Raw genomic sequence first — 17,330 nt, 5'->3', positions numbered from 1 at the left:
ATCATGAGCCTCGTTCCATCCCCCGACCCTATTGCAACCACGAGGAAACTCCATGTCGTCTTTGATCAACACCCAGGTCCAGCCGTTCAAGGCCAACGCCTACCGCAACGGCGAATTCATCGAAGTCACCGACGCGGACCTGAAGGGCAAGTGGTCGGTGCTGATCTTCATGCCCGCCGCCTTCACCTTCAACTGCCCCACCGAAGTGGAAGACGCCGCCGAGCATTACGCCGAGTTCCAGAAGATCGGCGCCGAGGTCTACATCGTCACCACCGACACCCATTTCTCGCACAAGGTGTGGCACGAGACCTCGCCGGCGGTGGGCAAGGCCCAGTTCCCGCTGGTCGGCGACCCGACCCACCAGCTCACCCGCGCCTTCGGCGTGCACATCGAGGAAGAAGGCCTGGCCCTGCGCGGCACCTTCGTGATCAACCCGGAAGGCGTGATCAAGACCCTCGAGATCCACGACAACGCGATCGCCCGCGACGTCACCGAGACCCTGCGCAAGCTCAAGGCCGCGCAGTTCGTCGCCGCGCACCCGGGCGAGGTGTGCCCGGCCAAGTGGAAGGAAGGCGAGAAGACCCTGAAGCCGTCGCTGGACCTGGTCGGCAAGATCTAAGCCGCCCCTCGCTCCCATCTCCGCCTGGTGGCGGGGGTGGGGGTGAACCGCAGCCGGCATCGCGCGCCGGCGCCGGCTGCGGTTCATCCCTCCTCCCTTGTTCGCGGCGCACTGCCCTGGCAGTTCGCTTCCCCCTCGCTTTGCCCAACGTCAGGAGTCCGCCATGTTGGATGCCGATCTGAAAACCCAGTTGAAGGCCTACCTGGAGCGGGTCGTCCGGCCCATCCACATCACCGCGTCGGTGGACGATGGCGCCAAGTCGCGCGAGATGCTCGACCTGCTCGAGGACCTGGTGCTGCTGTCGGACAAGATCACCCTGGACGTGCACCGCGACAGCGGCGAGCGCGCCCCGTCGTTCGCGCTGAACAGCCCAGGCCACGACATCCACCTGCGCTTCGCCGGCCTGCCGATGGGCCACGAGTTCACCTCGCTGGTGCTGGCGCTGCTGCAGGTCGGCGGCCACCCGTCCAAGGCCACCGCCGAGCTGATCGAGCAGGTACGCAACCTGCCCGGCGAATACCGCTTCGAAACCTATTTCTCGCTGTCCTGCCAGAACTGCCCGGACGTGGTGCAGGCGCTGAACCTGGCCGCGGTGCTGAACCCGAACATCCAGCACGTGGCGATCGACGGCGCACTGTTCCAGGACGAGGTCGAGGCGCGGCAGATCATGTCGGTGCCCACCGTCTACCTCAACGGCGAAGTCTTCGACCAAGGCCGCATGACCCTGGAGCAGATCGTGGCCCGGCTCGACACCGGCGCGGCCAAGCGCGATGCGGCGGCGATCGCGGCCAAGGCCCCGTTCGACGTGCTGGTGGTCGGCGGCGGCCCGGCCGGCGCGGCCGCGGCGATCTACGCCGCGCGCAAGGGTATCCGCACCGGCGTGGCGGCCGAGCGGTTCGGCGGCCAGGTGCTGGACACCATGGCGATCGAGAACTTCATCTCCGTGCAGGAGACCGAAGGCCCGAAGATGGCCGCGGCGCTGGAACAGCACGTGCGCCAGTACGACGTGGACATCATGAACCTGCAGCGCGCCGAACAGCTGGTGCCGGCCGGTGCCGACGGCCTGGTCGAGGTCAAGCTGGCCAACGGCGCGTCGCTGAAGAGCCGCACGGTGATCCTGTCCACCGGCGCACGCTGGCGGCAGATGAACGTGCCCGGCGAAGACCAGTACCGCAACAAGGGCGTGGCCTACTGCCCGCACTGCGACGGCCCGCTGTTCAAGGGCAAGCGCGTGGCGGTGATCGGCGGCGGCAACTCCGGCGTGGAAGCGGCGATCGACCTGGCCGGCATCGTCAGCCACGTGACCCTGGTCGAGTTCGACAGCAAGCTGCGCGCCGACGACGTCCTGCAGCGCAAGCTGCGCAGCCTGGGCAACGTCGACATCCTGGTCAACGCGCAGAGCACCGAGGTGCTGGGCGATGGCCAGAAGGTCACCGGCCTGGTGTACAAGGACCGCGTCGGCGGCGATGTGCATCGCCTGGCGCTGGAAGGCATCTTCGTGCAGATCGGGCTGTTGCCGAACACCGAGTGGCTGCAGGGCACGGTGGCGCTGTCGTCGCGCGGCGAGATCGTGGTCGACGACCGCGGTCAGACCTCGCTGCCGGGCGTGTTCGCCGCCGGCGACGCGACCACGGTGCCGTACAAGCAGATCATCATCGCCATGGGCGAAGGTTCCAAGGCGGCGCTGAGCGCCTTCGACCACCTGATCCGCCACAGCGCACCGGTCGCCAGCGGCAGCGTCGCCGAAGCGGCCTGATCCGCCCCGTCCCGCGCCGCACTGCCGGCGCGGGACCCGGGCGTGCGGCCTGCGACGCGCGCACCCATCTGTCTCGCCGTCAGCTGCGCCAGACGCTCTATGCTGTGACCCTGCGACACCTCCCGCCGCTGCGTCCCGAGGAACCCGTCGATGAACCTGCGTGATCTGAAATACCTGGTGGCGCTGGCCGATCACAAGCATTTCGGGCGCGCCGCCGCGGCCTGCTTCGTCAGCCAGCCGACGCTGTCCACGCAGATCAAGAAACTCGAGGACGAACTGGGCGTGCCGCTGGTCGAACGCGCCCCGCGCAAGGTCATGCTGACCCCGGCCGGGCGCGAGGCGGCGAGCCGCGCGCGCGGCATCGTCGCCGAGATCGAGCAGATGAAGGAGGCGGCGCGGCGCAGCCAGGATCCGGAAGCCGGCACCGTGCGCCTGGGCATCTTCCCCACGCTCGGCCCGTACCTGCTGCCGCACGTGATCCCGCGCGTGCGCGAGCGCTTCCCGCAACTGGAACTGCTGCTGATCGAAGAGAAGAGCGACGTGCTGCTGACCCGCCTGCGCGAGGGCCGGCTGGACGCGGCGCTGCTGGCGCTGCCGCTGCACGACGAGCAGTTGCACGCCGAATTCCTGTTCGAGGAACCGTTCGTGCTGGCGGTGCCCGAACAGCATCCACTGGCGCGGCGGGCGACCCCGCTGACCCTGGAAGAACTGCACGCGCAACGCCTGCTGCTGCTCGAGGACGGGCACTGCCTGCGCGACCAGGCGCTGGACGTGTGCCATCTGTCCGGCGCGCTGGAGAAGGCCGAGTTCCAGGCCACCAGCCTGGAGACGCTGCGGCAGATGGTCGCCGCCAACGTCGGCGTGACCCTGTTGCCGCTGCTGGCGGTGCAGCCGCCGGTGGCCAATCCGCCGAACCTGCGCCTGCTGTCGTTCGCGCCCGACGGCGGGCCGAGCCGGCGCATCGCCATGCTGTGGCGGCGCAGTTCGGCGATGGGCGCGTTCCTGCAGCAACTGGCGCACCTGTTCGGCGCGCTGCCCGAACAGCTGTTCACGCTGCCGGCGCAGGCGCCGCTGCCGAGCCAGGCGCCGCGCCAGGTGGCCTGAGCGGGGCCGGACCGGGCCGCGGCGTCGCATCGGCGCCGGCTTGCTTGCACAATGGCGACAGGGGGCGGCACGGTGCCGCCCCCGTTCGTTGTGCCATCCAACCGGAGCCTGTCCATGACTTCGCAACACCGCAGCGGCCTGCCGCCCTCGTTGATCGTCTCCAGCCGCGACCTCGCGCGCCTGGAAGCCCTGCTCGACTCCCCCGCCTTGCACCAGCACCCGGCCGCGCTCGCGCTGGGCGCAGAACTCGACCGCGCCACCGTCGTGGCGCCGGACCAACTTCCTCCCGGCATCGTCGCCATGCATTCGCGCGTGGAATGCGAAGACGAACTGCACGGCGAGCGCCACCACCTGACCCTGGTCTATCCGCACGAAGCCGATGCCGCGCATGCGCGCATCTCGGTGCTGGCCCCGGTCGGCAGCGCCCTGCTCGGCCTGGGCGTGGGCCAGTCCATCGACTGGCAGGCGCCCGGCGGACGCCCGCTGCGCCTGCGCGTGACCGCGGTGCAGCGCGCCGACGACGACAACGCGCGCGCAGCGCGTTAACGTGCGCGGCCCTATCCTTGTTCCCACTCGTTCCCGAGAGATACCGATGACCTCTTCCGCCCCCTCCAAGCTCGCCCAGTTGCGCGAGTTGTCCGTGGTCGTGGCCGATACCGGCGACTACGACGCGATCAAGCGGCTCAAGCCGGTGGACTGCACCACCAACCCAACCCTGGTGAAGAAGGCGCTGGACCTGCCGGTCTATGCCGACCTGATCGACGAGGCGCTGGCCTGGGCGCGCGGCCAGGACGGCGACCACGCCGCCCTGGTCGACGAGATCGCCGACCGCCTGACCATCGGCGTTGGCGCCAAGCTCAGCGCGCTGGTGCCCGGCCGCGTGTCCACCGAAGTGGACGCCGACCTGGCCCACGACACCGCCGCCACCATCGCCAAGGCGCACAAGTTCATCGCCATGTACGCCGAGCGCGGCATCCCCAAGGACCGCATCCTGATCAAGGTCGCCGCGACCTGGGAAGGCATCGAGGCGGCGCGGCAGCTGCAGAAGGATGGCATCGACTGCAACCTGACCCTGATCTTCAACCGCACCCAGGCCCTGGCCTGCGCCGAAGCCGGGGTGTTCCTGATCTCGCCGTTCGTCGGCCGCATCCTCGACTGGTACGTGGCCAAGGGCCAGACCCCGGCGACCATCGACGAAGACCCGGGCGTGCAGTTCGTGCGCGGCGTCTACGACGAGTTCAAGCGCCGCGGTTCGGCCACCGTGGTGATGGGCGCCTCGTTCCGCTCCACCGCGCAGATCGAGGCGCTGGCCGGCTGCGACCGCCTGACCATCTCGCCGGACCTGCTGGAGAAGCTCGACGCCGACCACGGCCCGCTGCCGCGCAAGCTCTCGCCCGGTCAGGCCGACGGCGCCAAGATCGAGCCGATCGACGCCAAGCGCTTCGCCGCCGACCTGGCGGCCGATCCGATGGCCACCGAGAAGCTGGCTGGCGGCATCGACACCTTCGCCAAGGACCTGCAGACCCTGCGCGACACGATCCGGCACAAGCTGATCGGCTGAGTGGTGCAGCCCCAAGCGCGGCGATGCCGCGCTTGGGGTGCGGGAATGGGGAAACGCGAATGGGGAATCGGCGAAGCGGGTGCGCGTCTCGCCACCGTTTTCGCGCCCGATTGGACGCCGTCGGTGCAGGCGATTGCGCTGCGCGACGCGCACCACCCATGAGCGCCCAAACAAACGCAACCACAACGCACATCACCCACGGCACTTTCGACACCGCGTTGGCGCGGCCGCAACTTTTCCCGGGCTATGCTGCGCGCCCGAGTGCAGAGGCAAGGCAATGGCAACGATCGCAGTGGTGATGGTGGACGGCGTGGCGGACTGGGAGATCGGCACCATCCTGCCGGCGGCGCGGGCCTGGTTCGGCGACACGCTGCAGATCGCCAGCATCGACGGCAAGCCCATCACCTCGATCGGCGGACTGGACCTGCACCCCACCTATGCGCTGTCGGATCTGGCGCCGTTGGACGCGGACCTGTGGCTGCTGCCCGGCAGCGACCGCTGGCAGGCCGGCGAGATTCCGGGCCTGAGCGCGTTGCTGCAGCAGCGCCTGGAGGCCGGCCGTGGCGTGGCGGCGATCTGCGGCGCGACCCTGGCGCTGGCCTACGCCGGCCTGCTCGATACCCGTCCGCACACCAGCAACTCCGAAGCCTTCCTGCGCGAGCACGCCACTGTCTATGCCGGCAGCGCGCACTACCAGGAACGCCGCGTGGTCAGCGCCGACGGCCTGATCACCGCCCCCGGCACCAGCCCGGTCAGCTTCGCCGAGGCATGCCTGCGCCTGCTGCACCCCGAACGCGAAGAGCAGATCGCGCAGATGCGGCAGATGTTCGCGGCCGAGTTCGTCTAGCGCGACCAGTGCCACCTGTCATGCAGACGGCGGTGGCGCAGCATGACTACACTTGTCGCCACACCCTGCAGTCCGCCATCGGCGGCTGAGCGCGGCGCCGCGGTCGATCCGTGGCGGGCGTGACGTAACGGCGGTCGCGCACACCCGCGCGCCGGCAGGGTGCTTCCACGGCTTCGACAGGAGAGAGTGCATGCGCGGATGGATGGCGCGTTGTTTGTTTTTGCTGGCGCTGGCCGCCGCCAGTGCCACCGGCATGGCCGCCACGCCGGCACCGACCCGGGTCGCGATCCTGGGCGTGGAGCACGCCGCGCAACTGGTCTCCGAGCGCGACCAGCCGGGCGTGCTCGCCGCGTTCCTGGAGCACCTCGCGCCGGACGCGATCTGCCTGGAGCGTCCGCCGGAGCAGGCGGCGCGCGGCGACTATTACGAGTACACCTACGAGGTCCAGGGAGTGATCCTGCCGTACGCCGCCGCGCATCCCGTTGCCCTCTGTCCGATCGACTGGATGCCGCCGGTGGAGGACGCCAAGCTCGGCTTCGGCGTGGACCTGGACACCCCGCTGGAACTGCGCCGCGAACAGGGTTTCCAGGGCTTCCTGTCGTTCCCCGACAAGGCCGCCCTGCAGCGCGACGTCTTTGCCGCGGATGCGGCCGAGAACGTCGCCGCGGTGCAGAAGTGGGCGCAGACGCCGGCGCCCCGTGCCGACCAGGACCTGCCGCGGCGGCTGTACCTGTACCGCACCTTCCTGCAGGCCCAACGCATCCGCGCCGCGGCGCTGGCGCACCCGGGCAAGACCGTGCTGGTCGTAGTCGGCTATTTCCACAAGCCGGACCTGGAAGCGATCCTCGCGCACGATCCGGCGATCGCGCTGGTCAAGCCGTCGACGCTGGGGCGCCCGACGGCGGACGCGGTCGAGCGCGCCACCACCGCGACGCAGCGCGCGGCGATCCTCGCCTTCAACCTGCTCGGCACCCAGGCCGACACCGGCAACGTCGACTGGGCGTGGATGCGCCGCGTCCTGGATGCCTACGCCGTCGACGCACCAACCGCCGAAACGGCGCTGTTGCGGACCCGCCTGGCGCTGCTGAGCGGCCAGCTCGCACCGGCCGAGGCGCGGCGGCGCTACGCACGACTCGCCGAAGAGACGCCGGCCGAGCTGGAGTTCCGCTGGACCGGGGTGCAGGACCGCACGCGCGTGGACTCCTTCTTCGACCCGTTCGGCAACCTGACAGTGCGCCAGCGCGCCACGTTGGAACTGGCACGGGCCGACTATGCGCTTGGCCGCAGCCGCGACGGCGATGCGGCGATCGCACGGCTCACGGCCGACCTGCCGCCGCGCAAGGCGCTGCAGCTTTCCGGTTACGCGGCACGGCTGCGGCCCGCCGCCGGCAAGGGCAGCGCGGGTAGCGCCAAGTAAGCGGATGGCGTCGGCAAGACGCACGCTGTCGCCGCGCCCATCGAGGTGCAGTCTCGCTCCTTGAGAGGCTGCTTTGGCTTGATGCGTCCGAGTCCAGTCCGGAGCCGCAGCATGTCACTCGCCGAGTTCGCAGGTCGCTACAGCCATATCGCCGGCGTCATCGCCGCCGCCGGCGCGCTTCCCATGTTCTTCCTCAAGTGGAGGACCGGCTTTCTCGGGCTCTCGGTGAAACGTACGCAACGCCTGTACGCACTGTCCGTTGACGGCGCCTGGCGACATGCGGATGCGGCCGCCTTGCAGATCGCGGTCGGCAACGCGATCGGGGGCAACCTCGACGCCGACGAGATCAGAGTCGCATTGGAACGCAGCAATGCAGCGCGGGTCCTGGCGTACTGCAAGATGGCCAAAGGCATGATTGGCCTGTCGGACGACAAGGCGCGCTTCGTGCCCAAAGGGATCTGGAGATCGGCCAGGTGCTATCGAAAAGGGGCCATTGCGCTGTACGTGGCCGCATTCGTGCCTTGGCTGCTTGCGCCGGCCGCCTTCCATCTCTTTGCGCCATCCAAACAAAGTGCCGGTGGGATTGCGCTGGCGATGGTGCTATCGACCCCCATCCTGGCCTGGCTCTCTGCGTGTGCGGAGGCCGCTTACCGGCTCACCAGCGACTTCGATCGCAGATACCCCAGGCTTCAGCCGCTCCCGGCCACCAAAGGGCGGACGGGAGCGCGCAGGAAGCGTGCAGGCGCGCCGCAGCCAAGCGCGTGTGGGCCGCGGCGCAACCTGCGCGTCGAGGCTCAGGCCTCCAGCCCGATCGGGCAACTCACCCCGGTCCCGCCCAGACCGCAGTAGCCGCCCGGGTTCTTGGCCAGATACTGCTGGTGCTCGTCCTCGGCATAGTAGAACGGCGGCGCCGGGAAGCGGATCTCGGTGGTGATGGGGCCATAGCCGGCCGCGGTCAGGCGCTGCTGGTAGGCATCGCGGCTGGCCAGCGCGGCGTCGTACTGCGCCTGGGTGGTGCAGTAGATCGCCGAGCGGTACTGGGTGCCGGTGTCGTTGCCCTGGCGCATGCCCTGGGTCGGATCGTGGCTTTCCCAGAAGGTCTGCAGCAACTGCTCGAAGCGCACGGCCTGCGGGTCGAACGCCACCAGCACCGCTTCGGTGTGGCCGGTCTGGCCGGAGCAGACCTCGCGATAGGTGGCATTGGGCGTCTCGCCGCCGGCGTAGCCGACCGCGGTGCTGAACACGCCCGGCAGCGACCAGAACTTGCGTTCGGCGCCCCAGAAGCAGCCCAGGCCGAATTGCACCTGCTCCAGGCCGGCGAAGGCGTCGCGCAACGGATTGCCGTTGACGAAGTGACGGTTGTGCAGCGGCAGCGGCTGCGCGCGTCCCGGCAGGCTCTCGCCCGGACGCGGCAGGCGCTGCTTGAAGGCACCGATTCCCAACATGGCACGGACTCCTGGCAGCGACGGCGATGTCTTCGTGGATGGCGCTGCCGGCGTCCGCTTTCAAGTGCGCCCGGCCGCCGCGGCGGCGGCGCGGGGCGCGGCGTTCACTTCGTCGTGGTGCTGGCCGTGGCGGCGGCGACCGGCTCCGGCATCGCCGAGCTGTGGTGGTTGATGATCAGCCAGCGCCCGTCGCGCTTTTCGTAGACGAAGGTGTAGCGCGCCTGCACCTGGCGGGTGCTGCCATCGGGATTGTTCAGGGTGAAGGTGTAGACGCCAGCGTCGACCGCGCTGTCGTCGTCGAGCAGGCGCACCTGGCGGTAGTTGATGGCACCGCGCGGCTTGGCGGCCAGGAAGTGGCTGAAGTAGTCCTCGATCTCGGCGCGGCTGGCGCGGACCTGGTTGGACACCGTGGGCAGCAGCACGCCGTCGCGGGCGTACAGGTCGGCCACGCGCTGCGGATTGCCGGTGGCCAGCGCCGCGTTCCAGCGATCGAACAGGCCGGCGATCTCGCGTTCGGCGCTGCTGGCCGGCGCCGCCGGCTGGCCGTCGTAGTGCATCGCCGGCGCGGCCAGCGCGGTGGAGGTGGTGGTCAGGCCCAGTGCCAGGGCGAACAGGATGCGACGCATGGGAAGTCTCCGTGTGCTGAGGGGATGCCGTCTCGGGGCGAAGCGAGTATTGGCAGCCGCGGCTTGCGGAACATCCGCCGGGCGGCATATCCTCGAATATGCCGTTCGGCATACCGGAGACGCGCTCGTGCACCCTCCCTCCAATGCAGGCCAGTGGCGTGAAGCGCTGCGCCGCGACGCCGCCGACGCCGCGCGCTGGCAGGCCGTGGCCGCCGCCGCGGCGGCACTGCGCGAGGCCGGCGACGCCGCGCAGGCCGCCGCGCACGCACTCGTGCCGGCTAGTGTCCTGGTGGCGGCACCGCACGCCGCGGTGCTGGCCCTGCGCGGCGCGCGCTGCCTGGTGCTGGCCAGCCAGGGCGATGCGCTGCCACCCGGCGCCAGCGTCGCCGTCGAGGCGCCGGCCCACGCCTGGCGCCTGCGCGGCAAGGCCGCCGCCGAGGCCGGCGAACTGTGCCTGCCGATCGCCGCGTTGGGCGTGCCGCTGGGCACGCTGTGCCTGGGCTGGGACACGCGCACCGTGCCGGCGCCGGAAGACGTGCAGGCCCTGTCCGCGATCGCCGCGCTGCTGGCGCCGCTGGCGGCCGAACCACCGCGTGCGCCGCGGCGGCGCAAGCCGGCGCAGGCCGACCGCCTGGCCGCGCTCAGCGCGCGCGAGCGGCAGGTGCTGGCGCTGCTGTCGCGCGGCCTCACCAATGCCGCGCTCGGCGCCGAACTGGGCATCAGCGCCGGCACCGCCAAGGTCCACGTCGAGCGCATCCTGCACAAGCTGCAGGTGGCCGACCGCACCCAGGCCGCAGTGGTCGCGGTGCAGGCGGGGGTGGCGCTGTGAGGGCGCTGGCGCGGCGCTGGAACGACTGGCCGCTGACCCGCAAGAGCCTGGCGCTGGTGGCGTTGCCGCTGTTGCTGCTGGTGGCGGCGCTGGTGGCGATCTACAGCGTGGAGCGGCAGAACATCGCCGCCGAGAACGACGTGCGCCGCACCCTGCAGCTGCTCAGCGACCTGCATGAAGCGCATGCGCTGCTGGCCGAGACCGCCGCCGGCGTGCGCGGCTACCGGCTGGTGCGTCAGGACGCGTTCCTGACCCCGTACCGTGACGCCGAGCCGCGGCTCAAGACCGTGGTGCAGCGCCTGTCGCAACGCATCACCGACCCGCGCCAGGCACAGCGCTTCGCCCGCATCCAGCCGCTGTTCGAGGAGAAGATGCAGGGCTGGCGACGGCTGCTGGCGCCGGACCTGAGCCGCGAGGAAGAAATCCGCCAGTTGCGCGAGGGCAAGGTCACCCTCGACATCCTGCGCGCGGAACTGCGCGAACTGCGCAACTACGAGACCGCGCAGTTGCAGGTGCGCACCGCCAAGGCGCAGGCGCTGCGCCAGCGCAACCTGCTGATCACCCTGTGCGCGGCGATGCTGGGCGGACTCGGCGCCGTGCTCGCGGTGGCCTGGTTCGCCTCGTCGCTGTCGCGGCGCCTGCGCCAGCTCTCGGCCAACGCCGATCGCCTCGGCGACGGCCGGCCGCTGGCGCCGCAGCCGCCGGCCGGCGACGAACTGGGCCAGGTCGCGCAACGCCTGCAGCAGGCCAGCACCCTGCTTGCCGCGCGCGCCGAGGAAGCGCAGTCGGCGCGCCGCGAGGCCGAGAGCGCCAACCGCGCCAAGACCGAATTCCTCTCGCGCAGCAGCCACGAACTGCGCACCCCGCTCAACGCCATCCTCGGCTATGCGCAGGTGCTGGAGATGGACCTGCCGGGCGCGGCGCAGCGCGATCACCTGCAGCACATCCTCGGCGCCGGCCGGCACCTGCTGGGGCTGATCACCGAACTGCTCGACATTGCCCGCATCGAGGCCGATCAGCTCGACCTGAGTCCACGTCCGGTGCCGGTGCGCACCGCGCTGGAGGAGGCGCTGGGCCTGGTCGCGCCGGAAGCGCAGGCGCGCGGCATCGTGCTGCGGCCGCCGCAGCTGCCGCCGGAATGGACCGTGCGCGCCGATCCGCAGCGGTTGCGCCAGGTGCTGATCAACCTGCTGTCCAACGCGATCAAGTTCAACCGCCCCGGTGGCGCGGTGTGGGTGAGCGCCGTGCCCGAAGGCCAGTCCCTGGCCCTGGCCGTGCACGACCAGGGCCATGGCCTGACGCCGGCGCAGGTGCAGCGGCTGTTCACGCCGTTCGAGCGGCTCGGCGCCGAGCGCTCGGCGATCGAGGGCACCGGCCTGGGCCTGGCGCTGAGCAAGCGCCTGACCGAGGCGATGGGCGGACGCATCGCCGTGGACAGCGGCCCGGACGGATCGCGGTTCACCATCGCGCTGCCGCTGGACCGCCCACAGGCAGCGGCACTGCCGGACACGGCCGTGGCGACGACAACGGCGGGCGGGGGACATCGCCAGTTGCTGAGCGTGGAGGACAACCCGTCCAACCAGGCGCTGATCCGCACCCTGGTCGAACGCCGCCCGCACTGGCGCCTGCACGAGGCCGCCAGCCTGGCGCAGGCGCACGCGCATCTGCAGCACGCCACGCCCGACCTGATCCTGCTCGACCTGCACCTGAGCGACGGCAACGGCGAGGACCTGCTGCAGGCGCTGCGCGCGCAACCGCACACCGCCGCCATCCCGGTGGTGGTGATCAGCGCCGATGCCACCGCGACCACGCTGGCACGCGTGCAGGGAGACCCCGTGCGTGCCTATCTGACCAAGCCGCTGGACGTGGCCGACTTCTTTTCCATTCTGGACCGGCACCTTGCATGACCCGCAACGATGTCCTCGCCGCGCGCATCCTGATCGTCGACGACGAACCGGCCAACGTCCGCCTGCTGGAGGAACTGCTGCAACGCGAGGGCTTCCGCCAGGTGGTGGCGACCACCGACCCGCAGCGGGTGTTGGGCCTGGTCGCCGCATTCGCGCCGGACCTGATCCTGCTCGACCTGATGATGCCGGAGCTGGACGGCTACGCGATCCTGGAGCAACTGGCGCGGCTGGCCGGCCCGTCCAGCTTCCTGCCGGTGATCGTGCTCACCGCCGACCCCAGCCGCAGCGCCCGCCACCGCGCCCTCGGCCTGGGCGCCAAGGACTTCCTGACCAAGCCGCTGGACACCTTCGAGGTGGCCCTGCGGGTCTGGAACGTGGCCGAGACCGTGGTGCTGTTCAAGCGCCTGCGCGCCCTGGCCGTGGCGGATGCCGTGCCGCCTGGGTGGTTGACGGCAGGGATTGGCGATTAGGGATTGGGGATTGGCAAAAGCGGCGCGCTGCCGTTGCGAATCCCCAATCCCGACGCCCCAATCCCCACCCCAAACCTACATCGCCCGCGTCACCTGCCCGCCCAGGCCCAATGCCATCAGCACTTCCTGGGCCTTTTCCAGCAGTTCGTCGGCCACACAGACCTGGACCACGCCGAACGGCAGTTCGCCGGCGCCGCCGAGCAGGGCCTCGCCGAACACGAAGGCGGTGATGCCGGCGTCCTCCAGCGCGTGCTTGGCCAGGTGCGCATCGATCAGGTGCTGGGCGCGGTAGGCGATCTGCATGGTCGCGCCTCAGCCGGGTACGCCGACGGCGGCGGCGTGGGCGCGCCAGGCGCGCTGCGGCCGGGTGGGCCGGAGCCGATTGCCGACGACGAAGCAGGACAAGAACATGGCGGGATCTCGCAGCTGAGCCAAGCCGCAGCCTACGCGCCGGGGCGGCCGCCGGCCAGCTCGGCTAAACTTGCGCTTTACTTATTCTCCGACGCGCGCATGTCCGACACCCCCGCCACCGACGCCTCCGCCCCGGCCGAGAAGAAAGACTTCATCCGCCAGATCGTCCGCGAGGACCTGGCCAGCGGCAAGCACACGGCCATCCGCACCCGCTTCCCGCCCGAGCCCAACGGCTATCTGCACATCGGCCACGCCAAGGCGATCTGCCTGGACTTCGGCATCGCCGCCGAGTTCGCCGGGCGCTGCAACCTGCGCTTCGACGACACCAATCCGGCCAAGGAAGACCCCGAATTCGTCGCCGCGATCCAGGACGACGTGCGCTGGCTGGGCTTCGACTGGGCCGAACTGCGCCACGCCTCGGACTATTTCGAGGTGTACTACCTGGCCGCCGAGAAGCTGATCCGCGACGGCCACGCCTTCGTCTGCGACCTCTCCGCCGAGCAGGTGCGCGAGTACCGCGGCACCCTCACCGAGCCGGGCCGCGACTCGCCGTACCGCACCCGCAGCGTCGAGGAGAACCTGGACCTGTTCCGGCGCATGCGCGCCGGCGAGTTCCCGGACGGCGCGCGTACCCTGCGCGCCAAGATCGACATGAGCAGCGGCAACATCAACCTGCGCGATCCGGCGCTGTACCGGATCAAGCACGTCGAGCACCAGAACACCGGCAACGCCTGGCCGATCTACCCGATGTACGACTTCGCGCATTCGCTGGGCGATGCCGTGGAAGGCATCACCCACTCGCTGTGCACGCTGGAGTTCGAGGACCACCGCCCGCTGTACGACTGGTGCGTGGACAAGGTCGACCTGGCCGGCCATCCGGAATTGCTGCAGCCGCTGCTGGACAAGGGCCTGCCGCGCGAAGCGGCCAAGCCGCGGCAGATCGAGTTCTCGCGGCTCAACATCAACTACACGGTGATGAGCAAGCGCAAGCTGACCCAGCTCGTCGCCGAAGGCCTGGTCGACGGCTGGGACGACCCGCGCATGTACACCCTGCAGGGCCTGCGCCGCCGCGGCTACACGCCGGCCGCGCTGCGCCTGCTGGTCGACCGCGTCGGCATCAGCAAGCAGAACTCGGTGATCGACTTCTCGGTGCTGGAAGGCTGCCTGCGCGAAGACCTGGACGCGCATGCCGCGCGGCGCATGGCGGTGATCGAGCCGCTGAAGCTGGTGCTGAGCAACCTGCCGGACGGCCACAGCGAGACGTTGACCTTCTCCAACCATCCCAAGGACGACAGCTTCGGCACGCGCGAAGTGCCGTTCTCGCGCGAGCTGTGGATCGAGCGCGAGGATTTCGCCGAAGTCCCGCCCAAGGGCTGGAAGCGCCTGGTGCCGGGCGGCGAAGTGCGCCTGCGCGGCGCCGGCATCGCCCGCGTCGACGAGGTGATCAAGAACGACGCCGGCGAGATCGTGGAACTGCGCGGCTGGCTCGACCCGGAATCGCGCCCGGGCATGGAAGGCGCCAACCGCAAGGTCAAGGGCACCATCCACTGGGTCAGCGCCGCGCACGCGGTGGAGGCGGAGATCCGCCTGTACGACCGCCTGTTCTCGGTGGAGAAGCCCGACGACGAGTCCGACGGCAAGACCTACCGCGATTACCTGAACCCCGCCTCCAAGCGCAGCGTGCGCGGCTACGTCGAACCCGCCGCCGCGCAGGCCGCGCCGGAGCAGGCGTTCCAGTTCGAGCGCACCGGCTATTTCGTCGCCGACCGCTACGACCACCGCGCCGACGCGCCGGTGTTCAACCGCAGCGTGACCCTGCGCGATACCTGGAGCGGCGGCCAGGGCGGCGCCTGACGCAGTGCGCGTGCGGTCCTTGCGGCCGCATGCGCCAGCGCCCCGCGGGCCAGCGCCGGTCGATATCGGCGCCTGGTCTCCGCACCGCATCGCTGGTACACCGCGATGAAACGCTCGAAGCGTCCGCAGGAGCGGCTTCAGCCGCGACGGGCCTTACCGGGAACCCAGGGTCGCGGCTGAAGCCGCTCCTACGACGACAGCGCACCATCGGGCTGTCGCGAAATCCCCAATCCCAGCCCTTCCCCCGCCACCATCCGCGCGCTAGCGTAACGGGCATGTCCCCCGCCCCGTCCTTCAGCCTGCGCAGCTACGGCCGCGACGGCGCTGCCCATCAGCACGGCCATGTGCAACTGGTGCTGCCGCTGCACGGCACGCTGGAACTGGACGTGGACGGTCGCGGCGGCTATCTGGACCGTTTCCGCGCGGCCGTGGTCGCACCGCAGACCCGGCATGCGCAGTCCGCGCTGGACCCCAACCGCTTCCTGATCGTCGATTGCGCCGCCGATGCCTTCGGCGACGACGCGCTGCAGCGCTTGCAACGGCAGCCCTTCCTCGACCTGCCCCCGCCCTTGCAGGATCTGCTCGCCGCGCAGGCGCCGCATCCCGACCTTCACCTTGCCCATGCCCGGGCCGGCGCCGCCGTGCTGGCCTGGCTGCAGGCGGACACCGCACCGCGTGACTGGCAGCGGCTGCAGGCGCTGTGCCGGCGCATCGAGGCCGCGCCCGGCCAGGACTGGCCGGTGCGGCGCATGGCGCAGTTGGCGCACCTGAGCCCGAGCCGCCTGCACGCGCTGTTCCGCGCCGCGCTGGGGCGCACGCCGCAGGACTGGGTGGCGGCACGGCGGCTGGACTGGGTGCGTCGGCAGCTGGCGCATGGCGACCGACCGATCGCATCGCTGGCCCAGGACAGCGGCTATGCCGACCAGAGCGCGCTGACCCGCGCGCTCAAGCGCAGCACCGGGCAAACCCCGGCCGCCTACCGCCGACGCCATCGCCCCACGGCAGGACAGGAGTCTGGGACAAGCCGGCGCCCGCCGCCGGCGGCATGCTGAGCCGACACGGCAGCAACGGAACCGACACGCATGCGCGAACGTCTATGGGCAGGGGTCGGCAGCGGCATGACCGCGGGCGCGCTGTGGGGCCTGGTGTTCCTGGCGCCACAACTGCTGAGCGCATTTTCGCCGCTGCAGCTGGCGGTCTCGCGCTACCTGGCCTACGGCGCCATCGCCGCCGTGGTGCTGCTGCCGCGCTGGCGCGCCGCCACCGCGCCGCTGGGCGCCGCCGAATGGTGGGCGCTGCTGCGCCTGAGCCTGCTCGGCAACATCGTCTACTACGTGCTGCTGGGCAGCGCGGTGCAGTGGGCCGGCGGCGCCGCCACCGCGCTGATCATCGGCCTGTTGCCGGCGGCGGTCACCGTGATCGGCTCGCGCGCGGCCGGCGCGGTCCGCTTGCGCCGGCTCGCTGCGCCCTGCGCGCTGTGCGTGCTCGGCGTGGCACTGGTGGCGGTGCAGACCCTGGCCGTCGCGCGCCCGCACATTCCGACCAGCCTCGGCCTGCGTGCGGCGGGACTGGCCTGCGCGGTCGGCGCGCTGGCGTGCTGGACCGCCTACTCGATCAAGAACGCACGCTGGCTGCGGCGGCGCGCGGACCTGTCCGGCCGCGACTGGTCGCTGCTCACCGGCGTGGTCACCGGCGCGCTGGCCCTGGTGTTGGCGCTGCCGGCCTTCGCCCTGCCCGGCGCGGCGCATGCCGGCGATGCGTGGGCGCGCTTCTGGGGCATGGCGCTGCTGCTGGCGCTATTCGCCTCGGTGATCGGCAATGCCTGCTGGAACCATGCCAGCCGGCTGCTGCCGCTGACCCTGGTCGGGCAGATGATCGTGTTCGAAACCGTCTTCGCGCTGCTGTACGGCTTCCTGTGGGAACAGCGCTGGCCGAACGCGCTGGAACTGCTGGCGATCGCCTGCCTGCTCGGTGGCGTGCTGTGGTGCACCCTGGTGCACACGCGGCCGCACCCTGCAGCGCACGAAGCCAAGCCCGGTTAAGCCGCGCTGCCTAGACTGGCGCAGAGCCTCCCCGAGGGAATCGCACCATGCACATCCTTCTGCGCCGTTGCTGCACCGCCTTCGCCCTGGCCACCGCACTCGCCGGCTGCGCCGCCTCCACGCCCCCAGCCGGCGCTGCGCCGAATGCAGTCGCCAATGCCAACGCCAGCGCAGCGGCGGCGACCGGCAAGTGCGACGCCGTCCCCGACCACGCTTACGCCCTGCCGGCCGGTCGCTTCGATGAGGTCGCGCAGCAACTGGCCCACGCCACCGGCTGCATGGTCGTGTATCGCGATCCCGGCCTCGCGTCGCTGCCGGTCAACGCGGTGCAGGGGCAGGTCAGCATCCGCCAGGCGCTGCACCAGGCGCTGGACGGCACGGCGCTGCGGATCGCCCAGGAGCGCGCGGACACGCTGACGGTCGTGCGCCGCTGAGCCGGCGG

General features: G+C 70.8%; 18 protein-coding genes. 15 read left to right on the top strand and 3 right to left on the bottom strand.

Annotated elements, in window-relative coordinates; genetic code table 11:
- Nucleotides 1-52: 52 nt before the first annotated feature.
- The 8 genes from ahpC to Q7W82_RS07070 all read left to right on the top strand — a co-directional run bounded on the left by ahpC (nucleotide 53) and on the right by Q7W82_RS07070 (nucleotide 8,153).
- Nucleotides 53-619 (top strand): alkyl hydroperoxide reductase subunit C, encoded by a 567-nt coding sequence (gene ahpC / locus Q7W82_RS07105; protein WP_043093067.1) that lies wholly within the window; start codon nucleotides 53-55, stop codon nucleotides 617-619.
- Between the two features lie 163 nt (nucleotides 620-782).
- Complete coding sequence (gene ahpF / locus Q7W82_RS07100) at nucleotides 783-2,375, top strand: alkyl hydroperoxide reductase subunit F (RefSeq protein WP_242160291.1); 1,593 nt, start codon at nucleotides 783-785, stop codon at nucleotides 2,373-2,375.
- Nucleotides 2,376-2,525: 150 nt separating this feature from the next.
- Nucleotides 2,526-3,479, top strand: coding sequence for a LysR substrate-binding domain-containing protein (locus Q7W82_RS07095; RefSeq protein WP_242081704.1), 954 nt, complete (start codon nucleotides 2,526-2,528; stop codon nucleotides 3,477-3,479).
- 114 nt (nucleotides 3,480-3,593) lie between these two features.
- The gene (rnk, locus tag Q7W82_RS07090) at nucleotides 3,594-4,025 is read left to right on the top strand and encodes a nucleoside diphosphate kinase regulator (protein ID WP_242081705.1); all 432 of its coding nucleotides are present in this window, start codon (nucleotides 3,594-3,596) and stop codon (nucleotides 4,023-4,025) included.
- A 46-nt stretch (nucleotides 4,026-4,071) separates the two neighbouring features.
- Nucleotides 4,072-5,040 (top strand): transaldolase, encoded by a 969-nt coding sequence (gene tal, locus Q7W82_RS07085; protein WP_242160290.1) that lies wholly within the window; start codon nucleotides 4,072-4,074, stop codon nucleotides 5,038-5,040.
- A gap of 277 nt (nucleotides 5,041-5,317) precedes the next feature.
- Nucleotides 5,318-5,887: a type 1 glutamine amidotransferase family protein gene (locus tag Q7W82_RS07080; RefSeq protein WP_184502372.1), complete on the top strand. Its 570-nt coding sequence runs from the start codon at nucleotides 5,318-5,320 to the stop codon at nucleotides 5,885-5,887.
- A 202-nt stretch (nucleotides 5,888-6,089) separates the two neighbouring features.
- The gene (locus Q7W82_RS07075) at nucleotides 6,090-7,304 is read left to right on the top strand and encodes a hypothetical protein (RefSeq protein WP_242160289.1); all 1,215 of its coding nucleotides are present in this window, start codon (nucleotides 6,090-6,092) and stop codon (nucleotides 7,302-7,304) included.
- Between the two features lie 111 nt (nucleotides 7,305-7,415).
- A complete protein-coding gene (locus Q7W82_RS07070; protein WP_242160288.1) occupies nucleotides 7,416-8,153 on the top strand; it encodes a hypothetical protein in 738 nt (245 codons plus the stop codon).
- Here Q7W82_RS07070 and msrA read toward each other — a convergent pair.
- Both msrA and Q7W82_RS07060 read right to left on the bottom strand, forming a co-directional pair.
- The gene (gene msrA / locus Q7W82_RS07065) at nucleotides 8,099-8,749 is read right to left on the bottom strand and encodes a peptide-methionine (S)-S-oxide reductase MsrA (RefSeq protein WP_242160287.1); all 651 of its coding nucleotides are present in this window, start codon (nucleotides 8,747-8,749) and stop codon (nucleotides 8,099-8,101) included. The genes Q7W82_RS07070 and msrA overlap by 55 nt on opposite strands.
- A 104-nt stretch (nucleotides 8,750-8,853) precedes the next feature.
- A complete protein-coding gene (locus Q7W82_RS07060) occupies nucleotides 8,854-9,375 on the bottom strand; it encodes an SgcJ/EcaC family oxidoreductase (protein WP_242160286.1) in 522 nt (173 codons plus the stop codon).
- Between the two features lie 127 nt (nucleotides 9,376-9,502).
- Here Q7W82_RS07060 and Q7W82_RS07055 point away from each other — a divergent pair, with 127 nt between their 5' ends.
- Genes Q7W82_RS07055 through Q7W82_RS07045 form a run of 3 tightly spaced genes read left to right on the top strand, consistent with a single transcriptional unit; the run spans nucleotide 9,503 to nucleotide 12,581 of the window.
- A complete protein-coding gene (locus Q7W82_RS07055; protein ID WP_242160285.1) occupies nucleotides 9,503-10,204 on the top strand; it encodes a helix-turn-helix transcriptional regulator in 702 nt (233 codons plus the stop codon).
- Nucleotides 10,201-12,111 (top strand): ATP-binding protein, encoded by a 1,911-nt coding sequence (locus Q7W82_RS07050; RefSeq protein WP_242160284.1) that lies wholly within the window; start codon nucleotides 10,201-10,203, stop codon nucleotides 12,109-12,111. Before Q7W82_RS07055 ends, Q7W82_RS07050 begins: the two co-directional genes overlap by 4 nt.
- On the top strand, nucleotides 12,108-12,581 hold the full coding sequence (locus tag Q7W82_RS07045; protein WP_242160283.1) for a response regulator: 474 nt from the start codon (nucleotides 12,108-12,110) through the stop codon (nucleotides 12,579-12,581). Before Q7W82_RS07050 ends, Q7W82_RS07045 begins: the two co-directional genes overlap by 4 nt.
- A gap of 75 nt (nucleotides 12,582-12,656) precedes the next feature.
- Here Q7W82_RS07045 and Q7W82_RS07040 read toward each other — a convergent pair whose 3' ends face one another.
- Nucleotides 12,657-12,884 (bottom strand): DUF2007 domain-containing protein, encoded by a 228-nt coding sequence (locus tag Q7W82_RS07040; RefSeq protein WP_017915895.1) that lies wholly within the window; start codon nucleotides 12,882-12,884, stop codon nucleotides 12,657-12,659.
- Between the two features lie 207 nt (nucleotides 12,885-13,091).
- Here Q7W82_RS07040 and Q7W82_RS07035 point away from each other — a divergent pair, with 207 nt between their 5' ends.
- The 4 genes from Q7W82_RS07035 to Q7W82_RS07020 all read left to right on the top strand — a co-directional run bounded on the left by Q7W82_RS07035 (nucleotide 13,092) and on the right by Q7W82_RS07020 (nucleotide 17,322).
- Nucleotides 13,092-14,846 carry a glutamine--tRNA ligase/YqeY domain fusion protein gene (locus Q7W82_RS07035; RefSeq protein WP_184502379.1) on the top strand — a complete coding sequence of 585 codons (1,755 nt, stop codon included), beginning with the start codon at nucleotides 13,092-13,094 and terminating at the stop codon, nucleotides 14,844-14,846.
- A 275-nt stretch (nucleotides 14,847-15,121) separates the two neighbouring features.
- Nucleotides 15,122-15,898 carry an AraC family transcriptional regulator gene (locus Q7W82_RS07030; protein ID WP_242160282.1) on the top strand — a complete coding sequence of 259 codons (777 nt, stop codon included), beginning with the start codon at nucleotides 15,122-15,124 and terminating at the stop codon, nucleotides 15,896-15,898.
- Between the two features lie 30 nt (nucleotides 15,899-15,928).
- On the top strand, nucleotides 15,929-16,888 hold the full coding sequence (locus Q7W82_RS07025) for a DMT family transporter (protein ID WP_242160281.1): 960 nt from the start codon (nucleotides 15,929-15,931) through the stop codon (nucleotides 16,886-16,888).
- A gap of 47 nt (nucleotides 16,889-16,935) precedes the next feature.
- The gene (locus Q7W82_RS07020) at nucleotides 16,936-17,322 is read left to right on the top strand and encodes an STN domain-containing protein (RefSeq protein ID WP_242160280.1); all 387 of its coding nucleotides are present in this window, start codon (nucleotides 16,936-16,938) and stop codon (nucleotides 17,320-17,322) included.
- Nucleotides 17,323-17,330 lie beyond the last annotated feature (8 nt).

It is taken from the genome of Xanthomonas indica (assembly GCF_040529045.1).
Taxonomy (GTDB): domain Bacteria; phylum Pseudomonadota; class Gammaproteobacteria; order Xanthomonadales; family Xanthomonadaceae; genus Xanthomonas_A; species Xanthomonas_A indica.
Note: the sequence above shows the minus strand (reverse complement) of the source record. Positions and strands in the feature narration are given on the sequence as shown.